The organism is Streptomyces sp. NPDC111628 (assembly GCF_055635195.1).
On record NZ_JBVKBZ010000002.1, the window covers coordinates 1,374,854 to 1,397,816 of the forward strand.

Below are 22,963 nucleotides of genomic sequence, written 5' to 3' on the forward strand. Positions count from 1 at the left end.
GACTCAGGAGGAGCGGATCGCGGAGATGTCGAACTGCAGGCGGACCTTCTCGCTGACCATGCTGCCGCCCGCCTCGAGCCGCTGGTTGTAGACCAGACCCCAGTCCCGGCGGTCGATGGTGGTGGTCCCGTCGAAACCCGCCCGCTCGTAGCCGAACGGATCCACGACCGAGCCGAGGTAGTCCAGTTGGAGCTCGACGGGGCGGGTCGTGTCCCGGATGGTGAGCTCTCCCGTCATGCGGAAGCTCCCCGCGGACTCCTGGGTGGTGGAGGTGGAGCGGAAGGTCATCTCGGGGTGGCGCCGCGCGTCGAAGAAGTCCTTGCCGACGAGGTGGGCGTCCCGTTGTTCCACGCCCGTGTCGACGCTGGCCACGCGGATGACGAGGTCGGCCCGGGACTCGCAGGGGCGGTCTCCGTCGAAGTGGAGCGTGCTGTCGTAGTCGGTGAACGCCCCGCGGACCGTGGTGACCATGGCGTGCCGCACGGAGAATCCGATCCGGCTGTGCGGGCGGTCGATGGTCCATCGCCCGGTCAGCGCGCGAAGGGCCGGGTCGAGCGTGGCGACCGCGGTCGCGGACCGCCCGGCCGACGGGTCCGGCCCGGCGGTCGACGGCTGCTCGACGGTGGCGGTCTGGCGACGGCTGAAGATACCCATGAGGCGGCCCTTTCGAATGCGATCACTTCGTGTTACCACGAAGTCGATCAACGGCCCACGGCAAGATGGGCGACCTCGTCCGGCTTCCATGACCCCGACCGCAAAGCTGCACGGCTTGGACACGAGGCCCCTGGCTCGTGCACACGGCAGGCCTAACGGAGCCGCCCCAGCGCCTCCCTCAGCCGCCGGGCGTCCCGGAGCCGTTGCTCGTAGGTGGCGCCGAGGACCAGCAGTACGAGACCGGCGAGGGCGGGAGGGGCCCAGCGGGGGAGCGCGCCGACGACCTGGGTGAGGTACGGGGCCAGTTCGTGCAGCGCCACCAGCGCGAGCACACCCGAGCCGAGAACCAGTGGCGCCTGGAGCCGGTGCCGGGCGCCCGCCAGCGTCACCGCGAGCGCGGCGACGCCGAGCGCCAGAGGACGCAGCCAGTGCTGGTCGTCCCAGGCGGCGAGCAGACTCGGCACCAGGGTGACGGCCAGCCCGGAGCCGTACGCCGTCCACGACGACACCGCGGCGTCACGGCGCCGACGCAGAACTCCGACGACCAGCACCGGTCCGGTCACCGGCAGGGTGTAGGCCTCCGGAGCGGCGACGTCCCACGCCGCCAGGCGCACCCAGGTGGCCAGCAGGAACAGCGCGGCCGCCGCCCAGCCGGACGCCCGCCGCTCCGGGCGCAGCGCGGTGGCTGCCGCGACGGCACCGCAGAGGGAGAGCACCAGGGCCAGCATCGGCGGCTCCGGCGCGGCGAGCGCGAGTGCGAGCAGCCCCGCGGCCGCACCCGCCACCTCGACCGGTACCGTGGCGCGCGACCCACCCGTCCGCGACGCGATCAGGGCGGCGACGGCGGGTACGACGAGGACCAGCAGCGCCGTGTGGTGCGGCTGCCGGCCCGTGGATGCCCCGATCGCGCAGGCCAGGGCCGTGGCGTGGCAGAGGGCGGCGGGCGCCGTGAAGGGCGCGGGCCCCGGGCGGAGCCCGGCGGCAGCGAACAGGACCGTCAGCGTCACGAGTACGGCGATCGTCGCGGGCTCGGAGGCCAGCGAGACGAGGGCGAGAGCGACCGAGGTGACGAGCGCCAGCAGGAGGGCCGTCAGGACCGGCGGCGACAGCCGCTTGTCGGCGCGGCCGGTCCGCACCGCGAGGCCCAGGGCCGTCGCGACCACGACCGCGTGCGCCACCAGACCCGCCGCGTAGGGCAGTCGGAGTACCACCGGGAGGACGAGGAGGGCCGCCCAGCCGAGGGCCAGCGCCACCACCGTGACCGCCGGACGCCGGGCCGTGCGGCGCCCGGCCACCAGCAGCACCGCGGCCACCACGGCGAGGACCAGCGGCGCGGTGCCCGCGTACGGCGGGCGGGGCAGGCCCGCGAACACGGCGTCCCGGAAATCCTGCGGCGCACCGGACCAGGGGCGCGCACCCCGGACCGCCGGACCGAGGACGCACCCGGCGACCAGGGGGAGCGTCCACAGCACCGCGAAGCCCTGAACCGCCGCCGAAGCGCGCACCAGCCCCTGACGCAAAGGCTGGTGAAGGCGCGTCCGCTCCGCCGCCAACAGGGCGATCGCGCAGGCCAGGCACCCCGGCACCGTCCACTCGCCGGGCACCGTCACCCGCAGCACCCCACCGGCCCCGGCGACCACGCACAGACCCGCCGCAAGGGCGGCGCCCATGGAGATCTCCGGACGGGGAACGAAGCGGCCGGCCACCAGCGCGAGCGCCGCCGCCACGGCCAGGAGCGCCGCCGCCCGTGCGGCCGGGCCCGGGCCGGACGCGCTCCAGCAGAGCCACCCGGCCGACAGCACACCCGCGGCCCCCGTGCCCAGGGCGCCGGTGACGGCGACGATCCGCACCGGCAGCGGTGCGGCGCGCAGCGCGACGGCGGTGCCGCCCGCGGCGGTCGCCAGCGACACCGCCGTGAGCGTGTACGGACCCGCTCCGGCGGCGATCGCCCACAGGAGCAGGGGCAGATGGGCGGTCGCCACGGCGAGCGGGAGGGGGTGCCGGAGCCCGAGGCGCAGTCCGTACACGGCCCACAGCGCCGCCAGGACGGCGGACGCGGTGGCCGTGTACCCGACACCGTCCGTGCCGGTGAACGCCACCTCGTGGAGCGCGTAGGCGTCGAGGACGGTCAGGGCGGTCCCGAGAGCGGCCACCGCCTCGGCCGTCGACCTCAGCCCGCGCCGCAGCAGTGCCACCGGCACACCGAGCGCCCCCACGGTCAGCGCACCGAGCACCAGGGCGCGTCCCGCGATCCCCAGATGACCCCAGCTGACGAGGGTGAACGCGATCGCCGCGATCGTCAGCAGTACGCCACCGAGCACCAGCAGCACGTTCTGCACACCGGGCGCGGTGGCCTCCGGACGGCGTACGGCGGCACCGGCGGGCGGTCCCCCGGGCGCGGCCCCGGGTCCGGGGGCGGCCTGCTGGGCGGCGGTCGCCCGCAGCGTGTGGACCAGCCACGCACGGCGCCGCAGCAGGGCGGCGCGGCGCAGGTCGAGTTGCCGCAGCTCGGCGTCCAGGAACCGCAGCTCCTCGGCCGGGGGCGGAAGGTTCGTCATGCCTCGGAGTGTGGTCCTCGCCACGTGCCGGGACATGAGCGCGCATACTCAGCTCGTACTCAGGGGCGCGGTGCCCCGGTGGGGGTCAGAACTCGATCCGCAGAACCGCCCAGACGGTGTTGCCGCCGGTGCGGCCGGACCGGGCCGTCCCCCACGAGTCGGCCAGCTGCTGCACGATCAACAGCCCGCGCCCGCTCTCGTCCTGCGGGCCGGAGCCGCAACCGGCCGGGCTGGCCGAGGTGCGCCCGTCGTCGTGCATCTCGATCCGCAGCTGCTCGTGCGAGGTCAGCGACAGGCCGCACAGCATGCGCTCGCTGCCCGAGTGGAGCACGGCGTTGGTCGCCAGTTCCGAGACGAGGAGCACCGCGTCGGTGCACACGTCGCCGGGAAGCCGCCAGGTGCGAAGCTGCCGGCGGACCGTGTCGCGCGCCGTCCGCACGCTGACCCGGAGCGAGGGGAGGTCGAACCAGTGCTCCAGGTCGGGGCGCGCCGGTGGTAACAGTCCGGGTGAAGGGCTCGTGTGGGGGGTCACGGTGATCGCCTTCCAGTGAGGACGGGCGCGATGCTCACGACCGCAACTATGCTCGCCGTCGAGTTCAGCCTGCAACCGGATCCCTGATAATTTCAGAAAGACCCGTTCAGTCTGGTGTCGTCACCAAGTCGCTGTCACAATGGCGCCGGTGACAGCCCATCAGGAGGTGGGGCGTGAGTGAAGCTCGGTCCGGCGCGGGCACCAGCGCCCCGACGGTGCTGCGCATGATCCTGGGGCGCCGGCTCCACGACATGCGGCAGGGCGCGGGTGCCTCACTGGCCGACGCCGCCAAGGCGCTACGGGTGACGCCTCTGACGATCCGCCGGCTGGAGAAGGCCGAAGTCGCCCTCAAACCCCTCTATGTCGAGAAGCTCCTGCAGACCTACGGCAGGGGGCAGCAGGAGACGGACGAGTTCGTCGCGCTCGCCGAGCAGGCCAACAAACCGGGCTGGTGGCACGCCTACCGCGACGTGCTGCCCAACTGGTTCACCGCGTACGTCAGTCTGGAGACCGGCGCCGGCACGCTGCGCACCTACGAACCCCACTACGTCACGGGGCTGCTCCAGACCCCCGCCTACGCCCGCGGCGTCCTGGGCGGAGGCTTTCCGAACGGCTCCGACGAGGAGTTGGAACGCCGCGTCGGCCTGCGGCTGCGCCGGCAGAGCCTGCTGGAGCGGGAGAACGCGCCCACCCTCTGGGTGGTCATGGAGGAAGCGGTCCTGCACCGGGTCGTCGGCGGCCCCGAAGTGATGCGCGAGCAGATCGACCGGCTCCTGGCGGCGTCCGAGCTGGAGCACGTCAGCATCGACATCCTGCCCTTCGCCGTCGGCGCCCACGTCGGGGCCTGCGCCCCCTTCACCTACTTCCGGTTCGAGGAGCCGGAGCTGCCCGACGTCGTCTACAGCGAGATCCTCTCCGCGTCGATGTACCTGGACGAACGGGCCGACGTCGTCGCGCACCTGGAGGCGCACAACAGGATGTCGCTGCTCACCTCGACCCGGGACAGCACGGCACTCCTGAACCGCATGCGCAAGGAGTACTCATGAGCACCACCGACCTCCCCGTCTACAACGGGATGCCCGCCCGCGACCTCGGCGAGAGCGGCTGGGAACGCCCGTGGAGCGGCCCCAACGGCGGCCAGTGCGTGGAGACCAAGCAACTCGCCGACGGACGCATCGCCGTGCGTCAGTCGACGGACCCGGCCGGCCCCGCACTCATCTACACGCGCGAGGAGATCGGCGCGTTCGTCCGAGGAGTCAAGCAGGGCATGGCCGACCACCTGACGGCCGGCCGCACGAAGGGAACGGCATGAGCGACACCCAGGCCGCGCGGGGCCTCGACACCAGCAGGCCGCACTCGGCCCGCATGTACGACTTCTACCTCGGCGGCAAGGACCACTTCCCGGTCGACAAGCAGGCGGCCGAAGCGGTCGCCGAGGCCTACCCGGGCATCTTCACCTGTGCCCGGGAGAACCGCGCCTTCATGCACCGTGCCACTCGGGTGCTGGCACAGGAGCACGGCATCCGGCAGTGGCTGGACATCGGCACGGGCATCCCCACCGAGCCGAACGTGCACCAGGTGGCACAGTCCGTCGTCCCCGAGGCCCGCGTGGTCTACGCCGACAACGACCCGCTCGTCCTGAAGTACGCCGAGCGCCTCATGCGCAGCACCCCGCAGGGCCGCACCACCTACATCGAGGCCGACGTCAACGACCCCGACGCCCTGCTGAAGGCACCCGTACTGGCCGAGGTGCTGGACCTCTCCCGGCCGGTCGCCCTGTCGCTGAACGCGCTGATGCACTTCATCACCGATGCCCGCGACCCGTACGGCATCGTCGAACGGCTGATGGCCGCGCTCCCGGCGGGCAGTGCGCTCGCGCTGAGCCACTGCACGCCCGACTTCGACCCGCCCACCTGGGAGAAGGTCACCGACATCTACACCGGCGCGGGCACACCGGTGCAGTTCCGCTCGCAGAAGGACGTCGCACGCTTCTTCGACGGGCTCGACCTCCTCACCCCCGGCGTCACCGTCGGTCACCGCTGGCGACCTGACCTGCCCGCCGGTCCCGACGCCCCCACCGACGCCCAGGTCAGCCTGTGGGCCGGGGTCGGCATCAAGCCGTAGCGCACTTGCCGGACCCCTTCGGTGGGGCGCAGGGTGGAGGGGTGAGCGGTCAGGAGGGCCCCACGCTCATCTCCTCGGTGCAGCGAGCCTTTCGCCTGATGGAAGCGGTGGGCGCCCACGAGAGCGGCGTACCGGCCAAGCAGCTGGCGCGCGAGACGGGTCTGGCCCTGGGCACCACCTACCACCTGCTGCGCACCATGGTCCACGACGGTTATGTGCGCAAACTCGAGGACGGCACGTTCGTCCTGGGGGAGAGGCTGGGCGCGCTGCACGCGGGAAGCCGCGACCAGACGGCGCTGAGCAGGGTCCGTCCCACGCTCACCGAGCTGCGGGACGACCTGTCGGCCGCCGCGTACCTGACCCTCTACGAGGACGGCGAGATCAGGGTCGCGGAGATCGTGGACGGCCCGAAGGCGCCCCGGGTGGATCTCTGGGTCGGCTTCGAGGACGCGGGACACGCCACGGCGCTCGGCAAGAGCGTGCTGCGCGAGCTGGACGCCGACGCCCGCGCCGACTACCTGTCCCGCCACGCGATGAACGATCTCACCCCGCGCACCATCACCTACCGTGCCCAGCTGCTGCGGAGCCTCGACGCCGCCCCGCGGGGCCCGGCCGTGACCGACCTGGAGGAGTACCGTCTGGGCACCGCGTGCGTCGCGGTCCCCGTCCGCCGGGGCGACACCATCGGATCGCTCGGCATCTCGCTGGACATCAACCGCACGGCCCGCCTCGACGACGCCGTCACGACGCTGCTCGCCACCGCGGAACGGGTGTCCCGGGGGCTCTCGCTCACCATCTGAAAACCGGGCTCTTGTGGCATCGCGGCCCCACCGCGTTTCCTGGATGAGACGGGCAAATCGGGCATGGTTGCAAGGGGAGCCGGAACGTGAGTGAGCAGGGCGTCGCAGGGCCGTACGGGCAGGTCGGCTGTCACCTGGCGAACGGCTGGACGGTCGTCCGGGCGGACGACGAGATCGACATCGCCTTCGCGCCGCTCGTCCGGGCCGAGGTGGACCGCCGCCTCGCCGAGGGCCACCGGCATTTCGTACTGGACCTCTGCGACACGCCCTTCATCGACTCCATGGGCCTCGGCATGATCGTGGCCGTGACCAAGCTCATCCGGACCCATCACGGGTCGCTGCGGATCGCCTGTGCCGACCGGCGGCTCCTGCACGTCTTCGCGCTCGGCGGCCTGGGGGCGGTCTACTCCTTCCACGACTCCGTGGACCAGGCCGTCGCGCAGCCTCCCGGTGCGGAGGGACTGGCCGGCTGGCCGTACGCGCGCGGCTGACACGGCCGTCACCACCGGCTCCCGTGTTTGGGCACGCCCGCGGCGGTTCACTTGAACGGAAGTCGCTGCCCGGGTCCTCTCCGGAAGGTGGATCATGACGGCACGGGTCGGATACCGGAGAATCTACGAGAGCCCCACGCCCCAGGACGGCACGCGAGTGCTGGTCGACCGGCTGTGGCCCCGCGGTGTGAGCAAGGAGAAGGCCGATCTGGACGAGTGGCTGCGCGACGTCGCCCCGTCGGCCGATCTGCGGCGCTGGTACCACCACGACCCACAGCGCTACGACGAGTTCCGGCGCCGCTACTTCGCCGAGCTGGAGGACGCCGACCACGAGGCCGCGCTGGAGCGCCTGCGCGATCTGGCGGCCCAGGCCAAGGTGACCCTGCTCACGGCCACCAAGGACGTGGACCACAGCGAGGCGGCCGCGCTCGCCCAGTGGCTGGACAGGTCCTGACCGAGCCCCCGCCCGCCCTACCTCAGAGGTAATCGCCTCGCCGCGCGCGGGTCGACAGGATGGGCGAGGTCTCCGCATCGACGGGATGCGGACCAGGAGGAGGTCTGCCATGTCCACGTCCGAGTCGACGGACACCCGCTCCGTGGTGGAGGACCTGCTGCGCAGGATCGGCAGGGGCGACCCCGAGCACATCGCGGGGCTGTACGCCGACCAGGGCGACTGGAGGCTCGACTGGCCGGAGGCCGAGCACGGTCGTCCGGCCACGCCGTGGATCCGTCACCGGTCCACCCGGGCGGACGCGGCGGCCCACTACCGGGAGCTTGCCGAGCACCACCTGCCGGAGCGGGCGGACACCGAGGTGGAGCGCATCCTCGTCGATGGGAACGACGCGGTCGTGCTCGGCGAGATCCGCCAGACCGCCCGCCCCACCGGACGCGCCTACCGCGCCCGGTTCGCCCTCCACCTGACGGTCGAGAACGGCCTCGTCACCCGCCACCACGTGTACGAGGACAGCCTCGCCGTCGCCCAGGCGTTCGGGACCGACCACGAGTGAGCACTCCGCGCGGCGCCCGCGTGCCCGGCACCGCCGGCGCCGCAGCGCAGTCACCGCAGCGCAGTCACCGCAGCGCAGTCACCCCCTGTGCCGCCCGAGGGCCTGGTCCGGTCCCGGACCCGAGAGCTTCCAGGATCGCCTCGACGCTCTGCTTGGCGTCGCCGAAGAGCATGCTGCTGTTGTCCCGGAAGAAGAGCGGGTTCTGCACGCCCGCGTAGCCGGAGGCCATCGAGCGCTTGAACATGACGACCTGTTCGGCCTCCCAGACCCGCAGCACGGGCATGCCCGCGATCGGACTGGCGGGGTCGTCGGTCGCCGAGGGATTGACCGTGTCGTTCGCGCCGATGACCAGCACGACCGAGGTGTCCGCGAAGTCGTCGTTGATCTCGTCCATCTCCAGGACGATGTCGTAGGGCACCTTGGCCTCGGCCAGCAGCACGTTCATGTGCCCGGGCAGCCGTCCCGCGACGGGGTGGACGCCGAAGCGCACCTCCACGCCACGCTCGCGCAGCCGCCGGGTCAGCTCCGCGACCGGGTGCTGGGCCTGCGCCACGGCCATGCCGTATCCGGGGGTGATCACCACGGACCGCGCCCGCGCGAGCAGTTCGGCCGCCTCGTGCGCCCGTACCTCACGGTGCTCGCCCTGCTCCTCGCCGCCGCCGGGCGGAGCCTCGATGCCGAAACCGCCCGCGATGACGGAGAGGAAGGAACGGTTCATCGCCTGGCACATGATGTAGCTCAGATACGCACCCGAGGATCCGACCAGTGCACCGGTGACGATGAGCAGGTTGTTGTCGAGCAGGAAGCCGGCCGCCGCCGCGGCCCAGCCGGAGTAGCTGTTGAGCATCGAGACGACGACCGGCATGTCGCCCCCGCCGATGGAGGCCACCAGGTGCCAGCCCAGGGCGAGCGCCAGGACCGTGACCGCCACCATCAGGGGCAGGCCCGGGCTGACGGTGAACCAGACGGTCAGCACCGCGAACAGGGCCAGCGCACCCAGATTGAGGGCGTTCTTGCCGGGCAGCATCAGCGGCCGGGACTTGATCCGCGCGGACAGCTTCAGGTACGCGACCACGGAGCCGGTGAAGGTGACCGCGCCGATGAAGACGCCGATGAACACCTCGGCGTGGTGGATGCCGATCAGGTCGGCGGCGATCCGGCCCCGCGAGCCGTGCGCCTCGACCTCCAGATAGCTGTTCCAGCCGACCAGGACGGCCGCGAGACCGACGAAGCTGTGCAGCACCGCGATCAGCTCGGGCATCTGCGTCATCTCCACGCGCCGCGCCCGCCACAGGCCGATCACGGCGCCGGTCACCATCGCGAGCAGGATCAGCGCGACGGGCCCGGCGGACACGCTCCGCGCCGAGACCACGACGGTGGCCGCCAGGGCGAGGGCCATCCCCGCGATGCCGTAGACGACGCCGGCGCGTGAGGTCCGGTGCTGGGACAGACCGGCGAGGCTCAGCACGAACAGCAGGGCCGCCACCAGGTCGGCGGCGCGGGAGGCGGTCATGGACGTCATCGGGACTCGCCTCTCGAGAACATGGACAGCATGCGGCGGGTGACGGCGAAACCGCCGAAGATGTTCACGCTCGTCAGCAGGATCGCCACGAACGACAGCACGGTGACGAGCGTGCTCTCGTGCCCGATCTGCACGAGGGCACCGATCACCACGATCCCCGAGATGGCGTTGGTCACCGACATCAGCGGGGTGTGCAGGGAGTGATGGACCTTGCCGATCACGTAGTAGCCGATGACCACCGCCAGCGCGAACACCGTGAAGTTCTGCGCCAGTTGGGCCGGAGCGAAGGCGACCAGCAGGAAGGTCGCCAGCATGCCGAGGCCGATCAGGCCGAAGCGCCCCGCCGCAGTGAGCCGGCGCGGCTTCCCGCCCACCGGTGCGTCGGCGGACGCAGCGGCGGGCGCGGTGGCGGGCGGGGCCGCCGACACGGGGACCGGCGGGGGAGGCCAGGTGACCGTGCCCGCACGGACCACGGTCACGGTCCGCTGCACCACGTCGTCGAAGTCGATGACGATCCGGCCGTCCTTGCCCGGCGTGAGCAGCCGGAGCAGGTTGACCAGATTGGTGCCGAACAGCTGCGACGCCTGGGCGGGCAGCCGGGCCGCCAGGTCCGTGTAGCCGATGACGGTCACCCCGTTGCCGGTCACCACGGTCCGGCCCGCGACGGTCCCCTCGACGTTGCCGCCCTGGGCGGCGGCCATGTCGACGACGACACTGCCGGGCCGCATCGCCGCCACGTCGGCGGCGGTCAGCAGGCGCGGGGCGGGCCGTCCGGGGATCAGCGCGGTGGTGATGACGACGTCCACGTCACGGGCCTGCTCGTGGTAGAGCCGGGCCGCGGCACGGTCGTAGTCGGCCGACGTTGCCTTCGCGTAGCCGTCGGTGCTCTCCTCCTGGGCCACGTCCACCGCGAGGTACTCGCCGCCCAGGGACCGCACCTGGTCCGCGACTTCCGGCCTGGGGTCGGTGGCGCGGACGATCGCACCGAGGCTGGAGGCGGCCCCGACGGCGGCGAGCCCCGCGACCCCGGCCCCGGCGACGAGGACCTTCGCCGGCGGCACCTTGCCCGCCGCGGTGACCTGGCCGGTGAAGAAGCGGCCGAAGACGTGCGCGGCCTCGATCACGGCCCGGTACCCGGCGATGTTCGCCATGGAGCTGAGCACGTCCATCGACTGCGCCCGCGATATGCGCGGCACCGCGTCCAGGGCGAGCGCCGTGACGCCCCGCGCGGAGAGCGCCTCGAGCAGTTCGGGCTGCTGGGCCGGTGCCAGGAGGGCCACCAGCGTGGTTCCTTCGCGCAGTGCGGCGGTCTCGTCGGCGGTCGGCGCGTTGACCTTGAGTACGACGTCCGCGGCCCAGGCCTCGCCGACGCTCGCCCCCGCCTCGGCGTAGGTTTCGTCGCCGAAGCCGGAGGCCGCGCCGGCCCCCGACTCGACGACGACCTCGTAACCGAGGCCGAGGAGCAGGCGAACCGTCGAGGGCGTCGCGGCGACGCGCGTCTCCCCGGGCGAGGACTCGGCGACGACGCCGACGCGCTGAGGCGGGTGGTGAGCGGATTGGTGTCCAGTCATGTCCAGTCTCTCGTGGAGGCGTTGTTGACCGGTTCCGTACCCACGGGAGGGCGACGCGGCACCGAGAGACGGCCGTCGTTCTTCGAGGCACCGCCCGCCACCACCGGTGAGCGGGTACGGACGTCAACGCCCCGGCGGTCGGGTGAGTCTGGCGCCCACGGCGTCCAGGACCCAGTCCAGGCCGGTCGCGAAGGACTCCTCGGCATCCACGTGCGTGCCGTCGTACACGGCCCTGGCAAGTGCCGGGAAGCGGCCCGTGGCCAGCATCCGGGTCAGGTGCGGGCCGTGGGCACGCTGCCACTCGTGCTTGGACAGGCCCGTGGTGTGCTCCGCCCGCAGGTCCGCGATCTCGCGCCGGATGGCTCCGGTGAAGTAGGAACTGACCGTCTCCACGGCGCGCATGACGGTGTCGACGTCGGCCAGGCCGTCGAGCGGGGCCAGCGTCGCCTCGGCCACGGCGAGACCGTTCGGCCCCAGGGCCGGGCGGCCGCCGAGCAGGTCGGCCAGCCACGGGTGCCGCAGAGCGGCCTGCCGGGTGCGGTGGGCGAGGACGCGCAGCGCCTCCCGCCAGTCACCGGCCCGTTCCTCGGGGAGGATCTCGGCGTACACCGCGTCCACCATGAGGTCGAACAGCTCGTCCTTGGTGGAGATGAATCCGTACAGCCGCATCGGCCCGGCGTCCAGCCGGGCCGCCACCTTGCGCACGGACACCGCCGTCAGGCCGCCCTCGTCGGCGAGCGCGACCGCGGCGGCGACGATCCGCTCGCGATCGAGCGGCACGGGGCGATGCGGCGGCTCCGGCCGGTCCCAGACAGTCATGCTCCCACCGTACTGTTGCGCTACGTCGTAGACCGAAAATACAGTGTATCGACATGAGACAACGTATCTTCATGAGGCAGCGTATCGCCGTGGTCGGCGGCGGCCCCGCGGGCCTTGCCTTCGCCCGTGTCATGCACCGCCACGACCGCCCCGTCACCGTCCTCGAACGTGACCCCGCCCCCGACGCCCGCCCCCCGGGCGGCACACTGGACCTGCACGAAGGGCTGGGCCAGCTCGCCATGGACAAGGCGGGGCTGCTGGCGGAGTTCCAGGCGCTGTCCCGGCCCGAGGGACAGGCCATGCGCATCCTGGACACCTACGGGACCGTGCTGCGCGACTGGCGTCCGGATCCGGCGGACCGGGCCAATCCGGAGATCGACCGCGGGCAACTCCGCGACCTGCTGCTCGGCTCTCTCGACGTCCGGTGGGGCCAGGGTGTGACGAAGGTGGTGCCGGGCGGCCGGGACGGTGTCCTGGTCCATTTCGAGGACGGGCGGCAGGAGGCGTTCGACCTGGTGGTCGGCGCGGACGGCGCCTGGTCCCGCACGCGCCCGGCGGTCTCCCCGGTGACGCCGCACTACACCGGCGTCACCACGGTCGAGACCTCACTGGACGACGTCGACACCCGCCACCCCGACCTCGCCCCGCTGGTCGGCGACGGCTCGGTGGCCGTGTACGGCGTGAACCGGGCCCTCGTCGCCCAGCGGGGCAGCGGCGGCCACGTCAAGGTGCACGCCCAGTTCCGCGCGCCACTGGACTGGCACGCGCACCTCGACTTCGGGGACGCGGAGGCCGTGCGGTCGCGTCTTCTGACGCTGTTCGACGGCTGGACCGCTCCCGTCCTCGACCTTCTCCGCCACGGCACCGCGTTCGTCCACCGCCCCCTGCACGTCCTGCCCGTGTCCCACACCTGGACCCACGTCCCCGGAGTGACGCTCCTCGGTGACGCCGCCCATCTGATGCCTCCGCTGGGGGCGGGCGCCAACCTCGCGCTGCTGGAAGGCGCCGAACTCGCCGAGGCACTCGCCGACGGCCCCGCGGATCCGGACGGGGCCGTCCGCGCCTTCGAGGAACGGATGTGGGCACGGGCCGGACGCTGGGCGAGGATCACGGCGGCCGGTCTGGAACGCCTCGTGAGCCCGGATCCCGCCGCGGCCCTCGCCGTCTTCGACCAGGTCCAGCCGTCCCGTTGAGCGGCCGCCCCGCCGGCCGCCGGGGCCGGGTCAGCCGGTGGGCTCGCCGAACCACCGGGAGAGGTGCTCGTCCAGGTCCCGCTGATCGTCGCCGATCCAGGCGACGTGGCCGTCCGGGCGCAGCAGCACGCACGGTACGTCCAGCGCCGCGGTGGGGTCGGCGAGCCGATCGACCCGGTCCGACCAGCCGCCGGCGGTCAGGCGTTCGGTGCGGTCCAGCAGCAGGCCGCGTCCGCGCCGCAACAGACCGTAGAGGCTGCCCTGTTCGACGTCGATGTCCCGCATCCGGCGGCCGAGCAGGTCGGGACCCGCACCGAAGTCGTAGCGGATGCCGGTCGCGGTGATCTTCTCGATGAGCCGGCGGTTCACCTCGTCGAAGTCCATCAGCTCGGTCAGCAGCCGGCGCACGGCCCGCGCGCCCGGTTCGGTGGAGTGCAGCTCCATCTGGGCGCGGGTGTTGTCCAGCACGTCCTCGGCGACCGGACGACGCTCGGCCTGGTAGGTGTCCAGCAGTGCGCCGGGCGCCCAGCCGCGGATCCGCGCGGCCAGCTTCCAGCCGAGGCTGAACGCGTCCTGGAGGCCCAGGTTGAGTCCCTGCCCGCCGGTGGGCGGATGGATGTGTGCCGCGTCACCGGCCAGCAGCACCCGCCCGACCCGGTAGCGCTCGGCCAGCCGGGTGGCATCCCCGAAGCTGGACAGCCAGCGCGGGGAGTGCACGCCGAAGTCGGTTCCGGCGACGGCGCGCAACTGCTGCCTGAACTCCTCCAGAGTGGGCGGTTGCGCGCGGTCACCTGCTTCCGCGGCGGGGACCACGACGCTGTAGACCCCCGCGCCGAAGGGCCGCAGCCAGAACCGCTGCTGGGTCTCGCGGACTCGGGCCACGCCGGCGGAGACCTCCTCCGGGGGCACCCCGACTTCCATCTCGCCCATCAGCGTCGCGTTCCGCGAGGGCTCGCCGGGAAAGGGGACGCCCAGCAGTTTGCGCACCGTGCTGCGGCCGCCGTCGCAGCCGACGAGGTAGCGCGAACGCAGTCGTTGCCCGTCGGCCAACTCCACGGTCACCCCCTCGCCGTCCTGCTCGAAACCGGCGACCGCGCCCCCGTGCAGGACCCGCGCGCCCAGGTCGACCGCGTGTTCCTCCAGGAGCCGGACGACGACCGGCTGCGGGATGCCCAGCAGATAGGCGTACTCGGAATCCAGGTCCTTGGGCGCGGGCTTGGGGATGGCGGCGAAGACCCCGCCGACCGGGCGCTGCCTGCCGTGCCGCAGGAGGCGGTCCAGCAGTCCGCGCATGGCCATCAGCTCGATGCTGCGCATGTGCAGGGCGACGATCCGGACGAACGACGCGGGCTCGGTCTCCTTCTCCAGAACCAGGACCCGCACGTCGTGCAGCCGCAGCTCGGCGGCGAGCATCGCGCCGGTCGGCCCGCATCCGGCGATGATCACGTCGAAGTCGCGCCCGGCCGTGTCCTCGGACGACGGCTCGGCGGTGAACTGCCCAGAGTTCATGGGTGTTGCCTTTCGGGAGTGCCTTGTGGTCGAGGCGCTCCCGGCGACACCTGTGTCAGTCGCCGGCCATGACGGGAAGGGGGAGCACCCACGTCGATACAGCGTTCATGGGTCTCACCTCCTCGGGCGGTGTCACGGTCGAGTGGAGGCTACAAGTGCGGTGCTCGGCCCGTCCAATCCTTTCCGGCGAGTCCGATGACTTCCGTGCCCGGCAGCGGTCGTATCCGGTAGGCAGACCCGGCAGACCCACCGCAGGGAGGAACGGACCGATGGCAAGTCTCATGGTCGACTTCATCATCTCGCTCGACGGATACGCGGCCGCGGACGGCTGGCCCGGCTTCTGGGGCATGGAGGGCCCCGAATACCTCGCCTGGCTCGACGGGGACGCCGAGAAGCAGCACACGAGCCTCATGGGGGCCACGACGTACCGCCTGATGTCCGGCTTCGCCCGCGAGATGCCCGACGACCCCGGCTTCAAGGAGATCACCGCGATGCCCAAGGTGGTGTTCTCCTCGACCCTCCGGACCCCGCTGTCCTGGGACAACACGGAACTGGTCCGGGGGGACCCGGTCCCGGCCGTGCGGGACATGAAACAGCAGGGGACGCGGCCCCTGCGCACGCTGGGAAGCCTCACCCTGTGCCGCTCGCTGCTCCGGGCCGGTCTGGTCGACCGCTTCCGCGTGGTCGTCTTCCCGGTCGTCACCGGGGCGACGGGCAGGGAAAGGATCTTCGACCAGTACCCGGACGTCACCCTCGACCTCGTCGAGAGCCGCACCTTCGACGGCAGGCTCCAGCTGCTGGAGTACGTGCCCACGGTCCTGGACGGACCGCCCGGGGCCGACCAGAAGTAGCGCGTATTGGTCTAGGCCTGAAACGCCCGAGCCCCTATTCTCAGCGGTGGCCGACGACGCCCCCCACCCGAGTCGTCGGCCGGCCCGGGCGACCCCAGGTCCGGACCGGGCAGTCAGGTGCACTCCCCCCACTCACCGCCTCCGGGAGGCCATGGTGAACATGCGCACCAGAATGTCGGCGATCGTCGCAACACTCGGTCTCGTAGGATCCCTGGCCCTGGCCACGGCGTCCGCCGACGAGTCCCGCACACCCGGATCCGCGGCGCAGGTCGCGCTGACCGAGGTGGCCCGGGCCCAGAACCCGACGGCCGGTGCCGCGGGCCCGAATGACACGGTCTGGATCGCCGAACGCGCCGGCACCGTGCGGGTCCTCGACGACGACGGACTCGGCGAACCCGTGCTCGACATCTCCGACGAGACCACCACCGACGGCGAACGCGGCCTCCTCGGCCTGGCCTTCGACGAGCAGTTCGCGCACCTCTACATCTCCTACACCGACCTCGAGGGCACCTCCACCGTTGACGAGTTCGCCGTCCAGGACGGCACGGTCCAGGCGAACACCCGGCGCACCGTCCTGACCCAGGAGCAGCCCGAGTCCAACCACAACGGCGGCGCCATCACCTTCGGCCCCGACGGCTACCTCTACATCGGGCTCGGCGACGGAGGGGGCGGCGGCGACCCCCAGGGCAACGGCCAGAAGCTCGACACCCTGCTCGGCAAGCTGCTGCGGATCGACCCGCAGGGCGGCGACCCGTACGCGATCCCCGAGGACAACCCCTTCGCCGACGACCCGGACGCCAGGGGCGAGATCTGGTCGTACGGGCTGCGCAACCCCTGGCGGTTCTCCTTCGACGCCGGCTCGGGCGACCTGCTCATCGGCGACGTCGGCCAGAGCGACTGGGAGGAGATCGACTGGGCGCCCGCGAGCAGCCCGGGCGGCGAGAACTACGGCTGGTCGCAGATGGAGGGCACGCACCCCTTCCGCGGCGGCACCGAGCCGGCGAACCATGTTCCGCCGATCCACGAGTACGACCGCACCGGTCTCGGCTGCTCCGTCACCGGCGGCTACGTCTACCGCGGCGAGGCGGTCCCCGGCCTCGCGGGACAGTACGTCTACAGCGACTACTGCGACGGCACCCTGCGCTCCCTGGAGATCGAGGACGGCCGGGTGACCGCCGAGCACGACCTCGGGGTGAACGGCGGCGAGGTCGTGTCCTTCGCCCAGGACGGCGACGGGGAGCTGTACGTCCTCGCCATCGGAGGTACGGTTTCCCGCGTCGACCCGGCGTGACCCCGGCACGGGCCTGACCACCGGGCGCGCGTCGCCGAGGAGGAACGACCCTGTGAAGATCACCGCTGCCGACGTCGTCGTCACCAGCCCGGGACGCAACTTCGTCACCCTGCGCGTCACCACCGAGGACGGGCTCACCGGCCTCGGCGACGCCACCCTCAACGGGCGCGAACTGGCCGTCGAGGCCTACCTGCGCGAGCACGTGGCCCCGCTGCTGCTCGGGCGGGACGCGCACGCCGTCGAGGACACCTGGCAGTACCTGTACCGGGGTGCGTACTGGCGCCGGGGCCCGGTCACCATGGCTGCCGTCGCCGCCGTGGACATGGCGCTGTGGGACATCAAGGGCAAGGCGGCGGGCATGCCGGTGTACCAACTCCTCGGCGGCGCCTGCCGCACGGGCGCCCTGGCCTACGGCCACGCCTCCGGCCGGGACATACCCGAACTGCTCGACTCGGTGCGCGAACACCTGGCGGACGGCTTCCGGGCCGTCCGCATCCAGAGCGGCATCCCCGGTCTGGACTCCGTGTACGGCGTCGCCGCCTCCGCCGCCGGTGACGGGGACCGCTACGACTACGAACCCGCCCGCCGCACCGGGACCGCGCACCCGCGCCCCACCGAGGAGACCTGGGACACCCGCGCCTACCTGCGCCACATGCCCACGGTCTTCGAAGCCGTACGGCACACCTTCGGCCCCGAACTGCCCCTGCTGCACGACGGACACCACCGCATGACGCCCATCCAGGCGGCGCGGCTCGGCAAGGACCTCGAACCCTACGACCTCTTCTGGCTGGAGGACGCGACCCCGGGCGAGGACCAGGGGGCGCTGCGGCTGATCCGGGAGCACACCACCACGCCGCTGGCCATCGGGGAGGTCTTCAACTCCGTCCACGACTACACCACCCTCCTCCAGGAACGGCTCATCGACTACGTCCGCTCGGCGGTGACGCACACCGGCGGCATCACCGCCGTCCGCAAACTGCTCGACATGGCCGCCGTGTACGGCATCAAGTCCGGCATGCACGGTCCGACCGACATCTCGCCCGTGGGCATGGCGGCCGCCCTCCACCTCGACCTGGCCGTGCACAACTTCGGCATCCAGGAGTACATGCGCCACGCCCCGGAGACCCTTGAGGTGTTCCGCACCTCCTACCGCTTCGAGGGCGGCCTCCTGCACCCCGGCGAGGCTCCCGGCCTCGGCGTCGAGCTCGACGACGGGGCCGCGGCCCGCTTCCCCTACGAGCCCGCCTACCTGCCCGTGAACCGCCTCGGCGACGGCACCGTCCACGACTGGTGAGGCCCGGGACACGGGCGGCGCGTGGCAGAGTGGGGGTGCCCCGTCGTCCCGTCGTCCCGTCGTCCCGCAGAAAGTCCCTCTCGCATGCGTCTCATGCTCATCAGGCACGGCCAGACCCCGTCCAACCTCAAGCACCTCCTGGACACGGCCGAGCCGGGCCCCGGTCTGACCGCCCTCGGCCAGGAACAGGCGGCGGCGCTGCCCGACGCCCTGGCGTCGGAGAAGATCGACGCCCTGTACGCGTCGACACTGGTGCGCACGCAGCTGACCGCCGCCCCCCTGGCCTCGGCGAGGGGACTGGAGGTCCGGGTCCGGGCCGGGATCCGGGAGCTGACCGCCGGCGACCTGGAGATGCGCGGCGACGACGAGGCGGCACACACCTACATGCACACCGCGTTCGCCTGGTCCGCGGGCGACGTGCGGCTCCGTATGCCCGGCGGCGAGAACGGGGTGGAGGCACTGGCCCGTTTCGACGCCGTCGTGGCCGAGGCCCACCAGGGTGGCGCCGGGACCGTGGCCATGGTCAGCCACGGCGCCGCCATCCGCATGTGGGTGGCGGCGCGGGCCGACAACGTGGACGTCGACCACGCCGCGGGGCACCCCCTGGCGAACACCGGAATCGTCATCCTCTCCGGTTCGCCCGGTCAGGGATGGCGGGCGCTGCTCTGGGAGGGCGAGTCCCTGGGGCCCCTTCCCCTCACACCGGGCCCGAACGATCCCACGGGCGCCACCGTGACGCCGTTCAGTCCGGTGGAGTGAGGAACTCCCGTACCGGCAGGGGGCGCCCGACGATCCGGGTGTCGCCCAGCCAGCCGTAGAAGCCCTGCCCGAACCGTTCGTCGAACTGCGTGCCGCCCAGGACGAAGGGCTTGCCGAGGGTGGCGATGCCGGTCGACGGCTGCGCGGGATTGCGCGCGATCTTCGATCCGTCCACGTACATCACCGTACGGCGGCCGTCGTTGACGACGGCGATGTGCATCCAGCGTCCGACCGGGACGGCATGGCTCCACGACGTGGGGTCGGCGTCCTGCCGGTGCGGGTAGACGACGAACTGGAGAAACCGCTCGGGGGAGAGGTTCAGGCTGCACGTCGGTTCCAGCGGGGACCAGCCGGTCGTCTTGCCCGCGTCGCCGTTGCGGCCCTCCCAGCTGAGGATCCCCATCCAGTCGTGGTTGCCCTCGAACGGCTCGGGCAGCCGGACGAAGGTCTCGACGGTGTACCCGCGCAGGAACTTCTCACTGTTCAGGGCCGCCCCGTCCGCGGTGGTGAGGACGGCACCCCGGTCGGGGCCCTGACCGCCGTCGAAGCGGAGGCTGGCGTGCGCGGGCTGACCGCGGTGGTGGTCCCGCGACCAGGTGAGCGCGTCGGCGCCGGAGGCGTGCAGCCGGCGCACCCTCAGGTCGTTCCCCCGGCCGGTGAGGTCCCTGACCACGGTGCCGTCGGGCAGGGGCGCACCAGGCTTCTGGGCCGCGTCGGTTCCGGCGCCGTCGAAGCGCCAGTAGGCGAGCGTGCCGCGGGGCATCACGGCCCGGGCCGGCCGGGGCTTCGGCGCGGGCACGGGGGCGAAGCCCGCGAACCGTACGTCGAAGTCGATGTCGAGCGTGAACCGGTCGGCGGGACCCGTGAGTTCCAGCGTCTCGGCCGCCAGCGGGGAGCGCGCCGCGGCATCCCGGGCGAGGAACCAGGGCGAGAACGTCTCCACGTCGACGACCCCGCGCACCAGGTCGAAGCCGTAGGTGCGGATCATGCCCGCGCCGCCGTAGTAGCGGTCCTGGTAGTTGGTGATGTGGACGTGGACGTCGTGCCCGGCGTCGTTGGTCAGTACGGTGCGGCCGGGTGGCCAGTAGTGCCCGCCCAGCGCCAGGAAGATCTGGTCGTTCCCCTTGATCAGGCCGTCCCACAGACGTTGGCCGTGGTCGGACAGCCGGGCCTCGCCGTCGTCGCCGGACCAGGCGAGGTCGTGCGTGGTCAGCACCGCCGGCAGGGTGGGATGCCCGGCGAGCACCTGCCGTGCCCACGCCAGCCCCTGGTCGGAGACCCGCCAGTCCAGGGCGAGGACGAGCCACTGCCGCCCGCCGGCCCGCAGCACGTGGTAGCTGTTGTAGCCGTCGGGCGAGGCACCGCCGAACGTCGGCATGGAGCGGTAGCGGTCGGGCCCGAACGCGGAGAGGTAGGCCGAGTCGCCCCGCTGGTCGTCCGTGGACGAACGGATGTCGTGGTTGCCCGCCAGCACGCTGTACGGGACCCGGCCGTGCAGGACGCGGAAGGTGTCGGCCGCGAGATCGATCTCGGCCTCGGTGCCGTGCTCGGTGACGTCGCCGAGGTGCGTCATGAACGCGATGTTGGCCGCGGCCCGCTCGGTGACGAGGTGGCGGAACGTCGCCCGCAGCGGGGCCGGATCGGCGCTGTCGGCGTCGAACAGGTACTGGGTGTCGGGCAGCACCGCCAGGGCGAACCGCGGACTGTCGGCGTCGAAGCGGCCGCCGGACCACCCGGCTGCGTCAGCCGCCTGCGCCGGGACGGTGTCCAGACCGGCGACCACGGCACCGGCCGCCGGTACGGCCACCGCCGCACGCAACAACACGCGTCTGTCCGGGTGACGGCGGCCACTGCTCTGTTCCTCTGTACTCATCTGGGCTCCACGGACCGGGTGACGGATTGCGATCAGTCCGCATGCTGCTCACCCGCGCCGACCGTCCGATGGCGCCGAGCTGAACACCGCCCGCCCGGCCGACGACGGCACGTGGCGGCAACTGCGGCGGCGGGTCGGGAACAGGGGAGCCGTCACACGCTGTTGGATCGGCGGAGGGACCGGCGCCGCATCCGCGCCCGCTGTGTCCGGAGCAAGACGTATCCCAGCAGGAGGACTGTTTCATGACCGACCGACCCTTGACGCTCATGGCCGTGCACGCCCACCCCGACGACGAGGCCACGGGCACGGGCGGGGTCCTGGCGCGGTACGCGGCGGAGGGCATCCGCACGGTGCTCGTGACGTGTACCGACGGCGGTTGCGGTGACGGACCGGGAGGCGTCAAGCCGGGGGATCCCGGGCACGATCCGGCGGCCGTCGCCCAGATGCGCCGGCGGGAACTCGAGGAGAGCCGTGAGGTCCTGAAGATCAGCGATCTTCAGACGCTGGACTACGCCGACTCCGGAATGATGGGCTGGCCGAGCAACGAGGCCCCCGGATCCTTCTGGCGGACCCCGGTGGAGGAAGGCGCCGCCCGCCTCGCGGAACTCATGCGGCACTACCGGCCCGACGTGGTCGTCACCTATGACGAGAACGGCTTCTACGGCCACCCCGACCACATCCAGGCCCACCGCATCACCATGGCGGCACTGGAGATGACGACGCTGACACCGAAGGTGTACTGGACCACGGCGCCGCGCTCGATGATGGGGCGCTTCGGTGAGATCATGCGCGAGTTCAACGAGGACATGCCGGAGCCGGACCCCGCCGAGGCCGCCGCGATGGCCGAGATCGGCCTCCCCGACGAAGAGATCACCACCTGGGTGGACACCACCGCGTTCAGTGGCCAGAAGTTCGACGCGCTGGCCGCCCACGCCAGCCAGGGCGAGAACATCTTCTTCCTCAGGATGGGCAAGGAGAGGTTCGGCGAGCTGATGGGCATGGAGACCTTCGTACGCGTCCGGGACACCACCGGCGCGGCCCTGCCGGAGAACGACCTCTTCGCCGGACTGCGCTGACCCGCCACCCTGCGGCCCGCGGGCCGCAGGGCATTCATGACATCGTTGTCCGGCCGAAGCGCGGCGCGTCGCTTTACGGCGTGTAGACGGCCTCGCTCCCGTACAGCTCCCTGGTGAACGCGGAGACGTCGGCGCTGCGGTCGCTGCCGTCGAGGTTGTACGTCAGATAGACGCCGTATCCCTCGCCGACGGTGCGCCGGGCCAGGTCGGCGGACGTGCTCTGCGAGGTCCGGCCGATCTCGACGGCCGCCGGTGACAGCTTCGACTTGGGCAGCGCGATCCCGGGGACCTGCCAGGTGCCGTAGTACGGGTTCCAGGCGTAGTCGAAGTCGGTGGAGACGTCGACGCCGCCGTAGGAGAGGCGCGAGGCGGCCGGACCGATGTTGTACAGGCTGATGATCTTGTCCGGCATGTTCGCGCGCAGGGCCGTCACCAGGTGGACGAAGGAGCTGTCGTTGGGCTGCGCGGTGCCGTTGGTGCCGTACTCGGCGTACTCGTCGTCGAAGTCGATGCCGTCGAGGCCGTACTCGGCGACGGTGTCGGAGAGTTGCTTCGCGAACGCCGAAGCCGCCTGCTGGGACGGGAAGTTGGCGAAGCCCGCGCCCTGATGGTTGCCGAGTACCGAGAGGACGACCTTGATGCCCTTCTGCTGCAACGGCCGTATCTGCGTGGCGGCGTTGTCGAGGACACGCTGCACGTTCTCGTTGAAGTGCAGGTACGCCGTCTTCGTGCTCGTGTCGTAGTTGATGTTCGCCGCGAAGATCACGGCGACGTCGAAGACGTTGCCGCCGCCGTCGGCGAGGGTGTACTTGCCCGCGTTGAGCATGCTGTTGTTGTTCACCTCGATGTAGGCCACCGAGGTCGGTCCCTGTTTCGCGGCGGCGGGGGCCGCGGCCGCGCCGGTCGTGGTGGTCGTCGCGGCCGTACCGAAGGCGAGGGCCGCGACGGCCGAGAGCGCGAGCGCGGCCCCGCGCGCCCTGCTCCGTACCGGAGTGAACTTCATTGATCGTTCTCCCATCTCTTGTGATCGGCGCCCAGC

At 72.0% G+C, this 22,963-nt stretch carries 22 protein-coding genes; 13 read left to right on the plus strand and 9 right to left on the minus strand.

Annotated elements, in window-relative coordinates; genetic code table 11:
* Window positions 1–3: 3 nt before the first annotated feature.
* The 3 genes from ACZ7MF_RS13900 to ACZ7MF_RS13910 all read right to left on the minus strand — a co-directional run bounded on the left by ACZ7MF_RS13900 (window position 4) and on the right by ACZ7MF_RS13910 (window position 3,819).
* Window positions 4–654, minus strand: coding sequence for a YceI family protein (locus ACZ7MF_RS13900; protein ID WP_471476893.1), 651 nt, complete (start codon window positions 652–654; stop codon window positions 4–6).
* Between the two features lie 152 nt (window positions 655–806).
* Window positions 807–3,212 (minus strand): SCO7613 C-terminal domain-containing membrane protein, encoded by a 2,406-nt coding sequence (locus ACZ7MF_RS13905; RefSeq protein ID WP_471476895.1) that lies wholly within the window; start codon window positions 3,210–3,212, stop codon window positions 807–809.
* Window positions 3,213–3,297: 85 nt separating this feature from the next.
* Window positions 3,298–3,819, minus strand: coding sequence for an ATP-binding protein (locus ACZ7MF_RS13910; protein WP_471476897.1), 522 nt, complete (start codon window positions 3,817–3,819; stop codon window positions 3,298–3,300).
* A 98-nt stretch (window positions 3,820–3,917) separates the two neighbouring features.
* Here ACZ7MF_RS13910 and ACZ7MF_RS13915 point away from each other — a divergent pair, with 98 nt between their 5' ends.
* The 7 genes from ACZ7MF_RS13915 to ACZ7MF_RS13945 all read left to right on the plus strand — a co-directional run bounded on the left by ACZ7MF_RS13915 (window position 3,918) and on the right by ACZ7MF_RS13945 (window position 8,166).
* The gene (locus ACZ7MF_RS13915) at window positions 3,918–4,790 is read left to right on the plus strand and encodes a helix-turn-helix domain-containing protein (RefSeq protein ID WP_356857518.1); all 873 of its coding nucleotides are present in this window, start codon (window positions 3,918–3,920) and stop codon (window positions 4,788–4,790) included.
* Window positions 4,787–5,056 (plus strand): DUF397 domain-containing protein, encoded by a 270-nt coding sequence (locus ACZ7MF_RS13920; RefSeq protein ID WP_398320158.1) that lies wholly within the window; start codon window positions 4,787–4,789, stop codon window positions 5,054–5,056. The genes ACZ7MF_RS13915 and ACZ7MF_RS13920 overlap by 4 nt, the downstream gene beginning before the upstream one ends.
* The gene (locus ACZ7MF_RS13925) at window positions 5,053–5,868 is read left to right on the plus strand and encodes an SAM-dependent methyltransferase (protein ID WP_471476900.1); all 816 of its coding nucleotides are present in this window, start codon (window positions 5,053–5,055) and stop codon (window positions 5,866–5,868) included. Before ACZ7MF_RS13920 ends, ACZ7MF_RS13925 begins: the two co-directional genes overlap by 4 nt.
* Before the next feature lie 41 nt (window positions 5,869–5,909).
* Window positions 5,910–6,668 carry an IclR family transcriptional regulator gene (locus ACZ7MF_RS13930; RefSeq protein WP_471476902.1) on the plus strand — a complete coding sequence of 253 codons (759 nt, stop codon included), beginning with the start codon at window positions 5,910–5,912 and terminating at the stop codon, window positions 6,666–6,668.
* Window positions 6,669–6,754: 86 nt separating this feature from the next.
* The gene (locus ACZ7MF_RS13935) at window positions 6,755–7,159 is read left to right on the plus strand and encodes an STAS domain-containing protein (protein WP_471476904.1); all 405 of its coding nucleotides are present in this window, start codon (window positions 6,755–6,757) and stop codon (window positions 7,157–7,159) included.
* A gap of 94 nt (window positions 7,160–7,253) precedes the next feature.
* Window positions 7,254–7,613 carry a DUF488 domain-containing protein gene (locus ACZ7MF_RS13940; RefSeq protein ID WP_356857528.1) on the plus strand — a complete coding sequence of 120 codons (360 nt, stop codon included), beginning with the start codon at window positions 7,254–7,256 and terminating at the stop codon, window positions 7,611–7,613.
* Window positions 7,614–7,722: 109 nt separating this feature from the next.
* Window positions 7,723–8,166: a nuclear transport factor 2 family protein gene (locus ACZ7MF_RS13945; RefSeq protein WP_471476907.1), complete on the plus strand. Its 444-nt coding sequence runs from the start codon at window positions 7,723–7,725 to the stop codon at window positions 8,164–8,166.
* Window positions 8,167–8,230: 64 nt separating this feature from the next.
* Here the strand turns inward: ACZ7MF_RS13945 and pntB are convergent, their stop codons facing one another.
* The 3 genes from pntB to ACZ7MF_RS13960 form a co-directional block, all read right to left on the minus strand.
* The gene (gene pntB / locus ACZ7MF_RS13950) at window positions 8,231–9,688 is read right to left on the minus strand and encodes a Re/Si-specific NAD(P)(+) transhydrogenase subunit beta (protein ID WP_471476909.1); all 1,458 of its coding nucleotides are present in this window, start codon (window positions 9,686–9,688) and stop codon (window positions 8,231–8,233) included.
* Entirely contained in the window at window positions 9,685–11,259 is a 1,575-nt protein-coding gene (locus ACZ7MF_RS13955) for a Re/Si-specific NAD(P)(+) transhydrogenase subunit alpha (RefSeq protein ID WP_471476911.1), read from the minus strand. The genes pntB and ACZ7MF_RS13955 overlap by 4 nt, the downstream gene beginning before the upstream one ends.
* 123 nt (window positions 11,260–11,382) lie before the next feature.
* Window positions 11,383–12,078 (minus strand): TetR/AcrR family transcriptional regulator, encoded by a 696-nt coding sequence (locus ACZ7MF_RS13960; RefSeq protein WP_471476913.1) that lies wholly within the window; start codon window positions 12,076–12,078, stop codon window positions 11,383–11,385.
* Window positions 12,079–12,149: 71 nt separating this feature from the next.
* Here ACZ7MF_RS13960 and ACZ7MF_RS13965 point away from each other — a divergent pair, with 71 nt between their 5' ends.
* Window positions 12,150–13,271 (plus strand): FAD-dependent oxidoreductase, encoded by a 1,122-nt coding sequence (locus ACZ7MF_RS13965; RefSeq protein ID WP_471476915.1) that lies wholly within the window; start codon window positions 12,150–12,152, stop codon window positions 13,269–13,271.
* 30 nt (window positions 13,272–13,301) lie between these two features.
* On the opposite strand, the gene ACZ7MF_RS13970 is transcribed toward ACZ7MF_RS13965, so the two are convergent.
* Window positions 13,302–14,780 carry an FAD-dependent monooxygenase gene (locus ACZ7MF_RS13970; RefSeq protein ID WP_471476917.1) on the minus strand — a complete coding sequence of 493 codons (1,479 nt, stop codon included), beginning with the start codon at window positions 14,778–14,780 and terminating at the stop codon, window positions 13,302–13,304.
* A gap of 269 nt (window positions 14,781–15,049) precedes the next feature.
* Between ACZ7MF_RS13970 and ACZ7MF_RS13975 the strand changes: the two genes are divergently transcribed.
* From ACZ7MF_RS13975 to ACZ7MF_RS13990, 4 genes are all read left to right on the plus strand, one after another.
* Window positions 15,050–15,631, plus strand: a complete 582-nt coding sequence (locus ACZ7MF_RS13975) for a dihydrofolate reductase family protein (protein WP_471476919.1) — start codon at window positions 15,050–15,052, stop codon at window positions 15,629–15,631.
* 154 nt (window positions 15,632–15,785) lie between these two features.
* Entirely contained in the window at window positions 15,786–16,922 is a 1,137-nt protein-coding gene (locus ACZ7MF_RS13980) for a PQQ-dependent sugar dehydrogenase (RefSeq protein WP_471477237.1), read from the plus strand.
* A 52-nt stretch (window positions 16,923–16,974) separates the two neighbouring features.
* On the plus strand, window positions 16,975–18,216 hold the full coding sequence (gene manD / locus ACZ7MF_RS13985; RefSeq protein WP_471476921.1) for a D-mannonate dehydratase ManD: 1,242 nt from the start codon (window positions 16,975–16,977) through the stop codon (window positions 18,214–18,216).
* An 84-nt stretch (window positions 18,217–18,300) separates the two neighbouring features.
* Complete coding sequence (locus tag ACZ7MF_RS13990) at window positions 18,301–18,975, plus strand: histidine phosphatase family protein (protein WP_471476923.1); 675 nt, start codon at window positions 18,301–18,303, stop codon at window positions 18,973–18,975.
* Here ACZ7MF_RS13990 and ACZ7MF_RS13995 read toward each other — a convergent pair.
* Window positions 18,959–20,848, minus strand: a complete 1,890-nt coding sequence (locus tag ACZ7MF_RS13995; protein WP_471476926.1) for a LamG-like jellyroll fold domain-containing protein — start codon at window positions 20,846–20,848, stop codon at window positions 18,959–18,961. The two genes, ACZ7MF_RS13990 and ACZ7MF_RS13995, sit on opposite strands and share 17 nt — an antisense overlap.
* A gap of 242 nt (window positions 20,849–21,090) precedes the next feature.
* Between ACZ7MF_RS13995 and ACZ7MF_RS14000 the strand changes: the two genes are divergently transcribed.
* Complete coding sequence (locus ACZ7MF_RS14000) at window positions 21,091–21,924, plus strand: PIG-L family deacetylase (RefSeq protein WP_471476928.1); 834 nt, start codon at window positions 21,091–21,093, stop codon at window positions 21,922–21,924.
* Window positions 21,925–21,997: 73 nt separating this feature from the next.
* On the opposite strand, the gene ACZ7MF_RS14005 is transcribed toward ACZ7MF_RS14000, so the two are convergent.
* Window positions 21,998–22,927 carry an endo-beta-N-acetylglucosaminidase H gene (locus tag ACZ7MF_RS14005; RefSeq protein ID WP_471476930.1) on the minus strand — a complete coding sequence of 310 codons (930 nt, stop codon included), beginning with the start codon at window positions 22,925–22,927 and terminating at the stop codon, window positions 21,998–22,000.
* Window positions 22,928–22,963: the final 36 nt, after the last annotated feature.

Coding starts and splice junctions, on each gene's coding strand:
- ACZ7MF_RS13945 (WP_471476907.1), top strand. CDS start 7,723: ATGTCCACGTCCGAGTCGACGGACACCCGCTCCGTGGTGGAGGACCTG.
- ACZ7MF_RS13995 (WP_471476926.1), bottom strand. CDS start 20,848: ATGAGTACAGAGGAACAGAGCAGTGGCCGCCGTCACCCGGACAGACGC.
- ACZ7MF_RS14000 (WP_471476928.1), top strand. CDS start 21,091: ATGACCGACCGACCCTTGACGCTCATGGCCGTGCACGCCCACCCCGAC.
- ACZ7MF_RS13975 (WP_471476919.1), top strand. CDS start 15,050: ATGGCAAGTCTCATGGTCGACTTCATCATCTCGCTCGACGGATACGCG.
- ACZ7MF_RS13905 (WP_471476895.1), bottom strand. CDS start 3,212: ATGACGAACCTTCCGCCCCCGGCCGAGGAGCTGCGGTTCCTGGACGCC.
- ACZ7MF_RS13990 (WP_471476923.1), top strand. CDS start 18,301: ATGCGTCTCATGCTCATCAGGCACGGCCAGACCCCGTCCAACCTCAAG.
- ACZ7MF_RS13955 (WP_471476911.1), bottom strand. CDS start 11,259: ATGACTGGACACCAATCCGCTCACCACCCGCCTCAGCGCGTCGGCGTC.
- ACZ7MF_RS13900 (WP_471476893.1), bottom strand. CDS start 654: ATGGGTATCTTCAGCCGTCGCCAGACCGCCACCGTCGAGCAGCCGTCG.
- ACZ7MF_RS13960 (WP_471476913.1), bottom strand. CDS start 12,078: ATGACTGTCTGGGACCGGCCGGAGCCGCCGCATCGCCCCGTGCCGCTC.
- ACZ7MF_RS13970 (WP_471476917.1), bottom strand. CDS start 14,780: ATGAACTCTGGGCAGTTCACCGCCGAGCCGTCGTCCGAGGACACGGCC.
- ACZ7MF_RS13940 (WP_356857528.1), top strand. CDS start 7,254: ATGACGGCACGGGTCGGATACCGGAGAATCTACGAGAGCCCCACGCCC.
- pntB (WP_471476909.1), bottom strand. CDS start 9,688: ATGACGTCCATGACCGCCTCCCGCGCCGCCGACCTGGTGGCGGCCCTG.
- ACZ7MF_RS13925 (WP_471476900.1), top strand. CDS start 5,053: ATGAGCGACACCCAGGCCGCGCGGGGCCTCGACACCAGCAGGCCGCAC.
- ACZ7MF_RS13920 (WP_398320158.1), top strand. CDS start 4,787: ATGAGCACCACCGACCTCCCCGTCTACAACGGGATGCCCGCCCGCGAC.
- ACZ7MF_RS14005 (WP_471476930.1), bottom strand. CDS start 22,927: ATGAAGTTCACTCCGGTACGGAGCAGGGCGCGCGGGGCCGCGCTCGCG.
- ACZ7MF_RS13965 (WP_471476915.1), top strand. CDS start 12,150: ATGAGGCAGCGTATCGCCGTGGTCGGCGGCGGCCCCGCGGGCCTTGCC.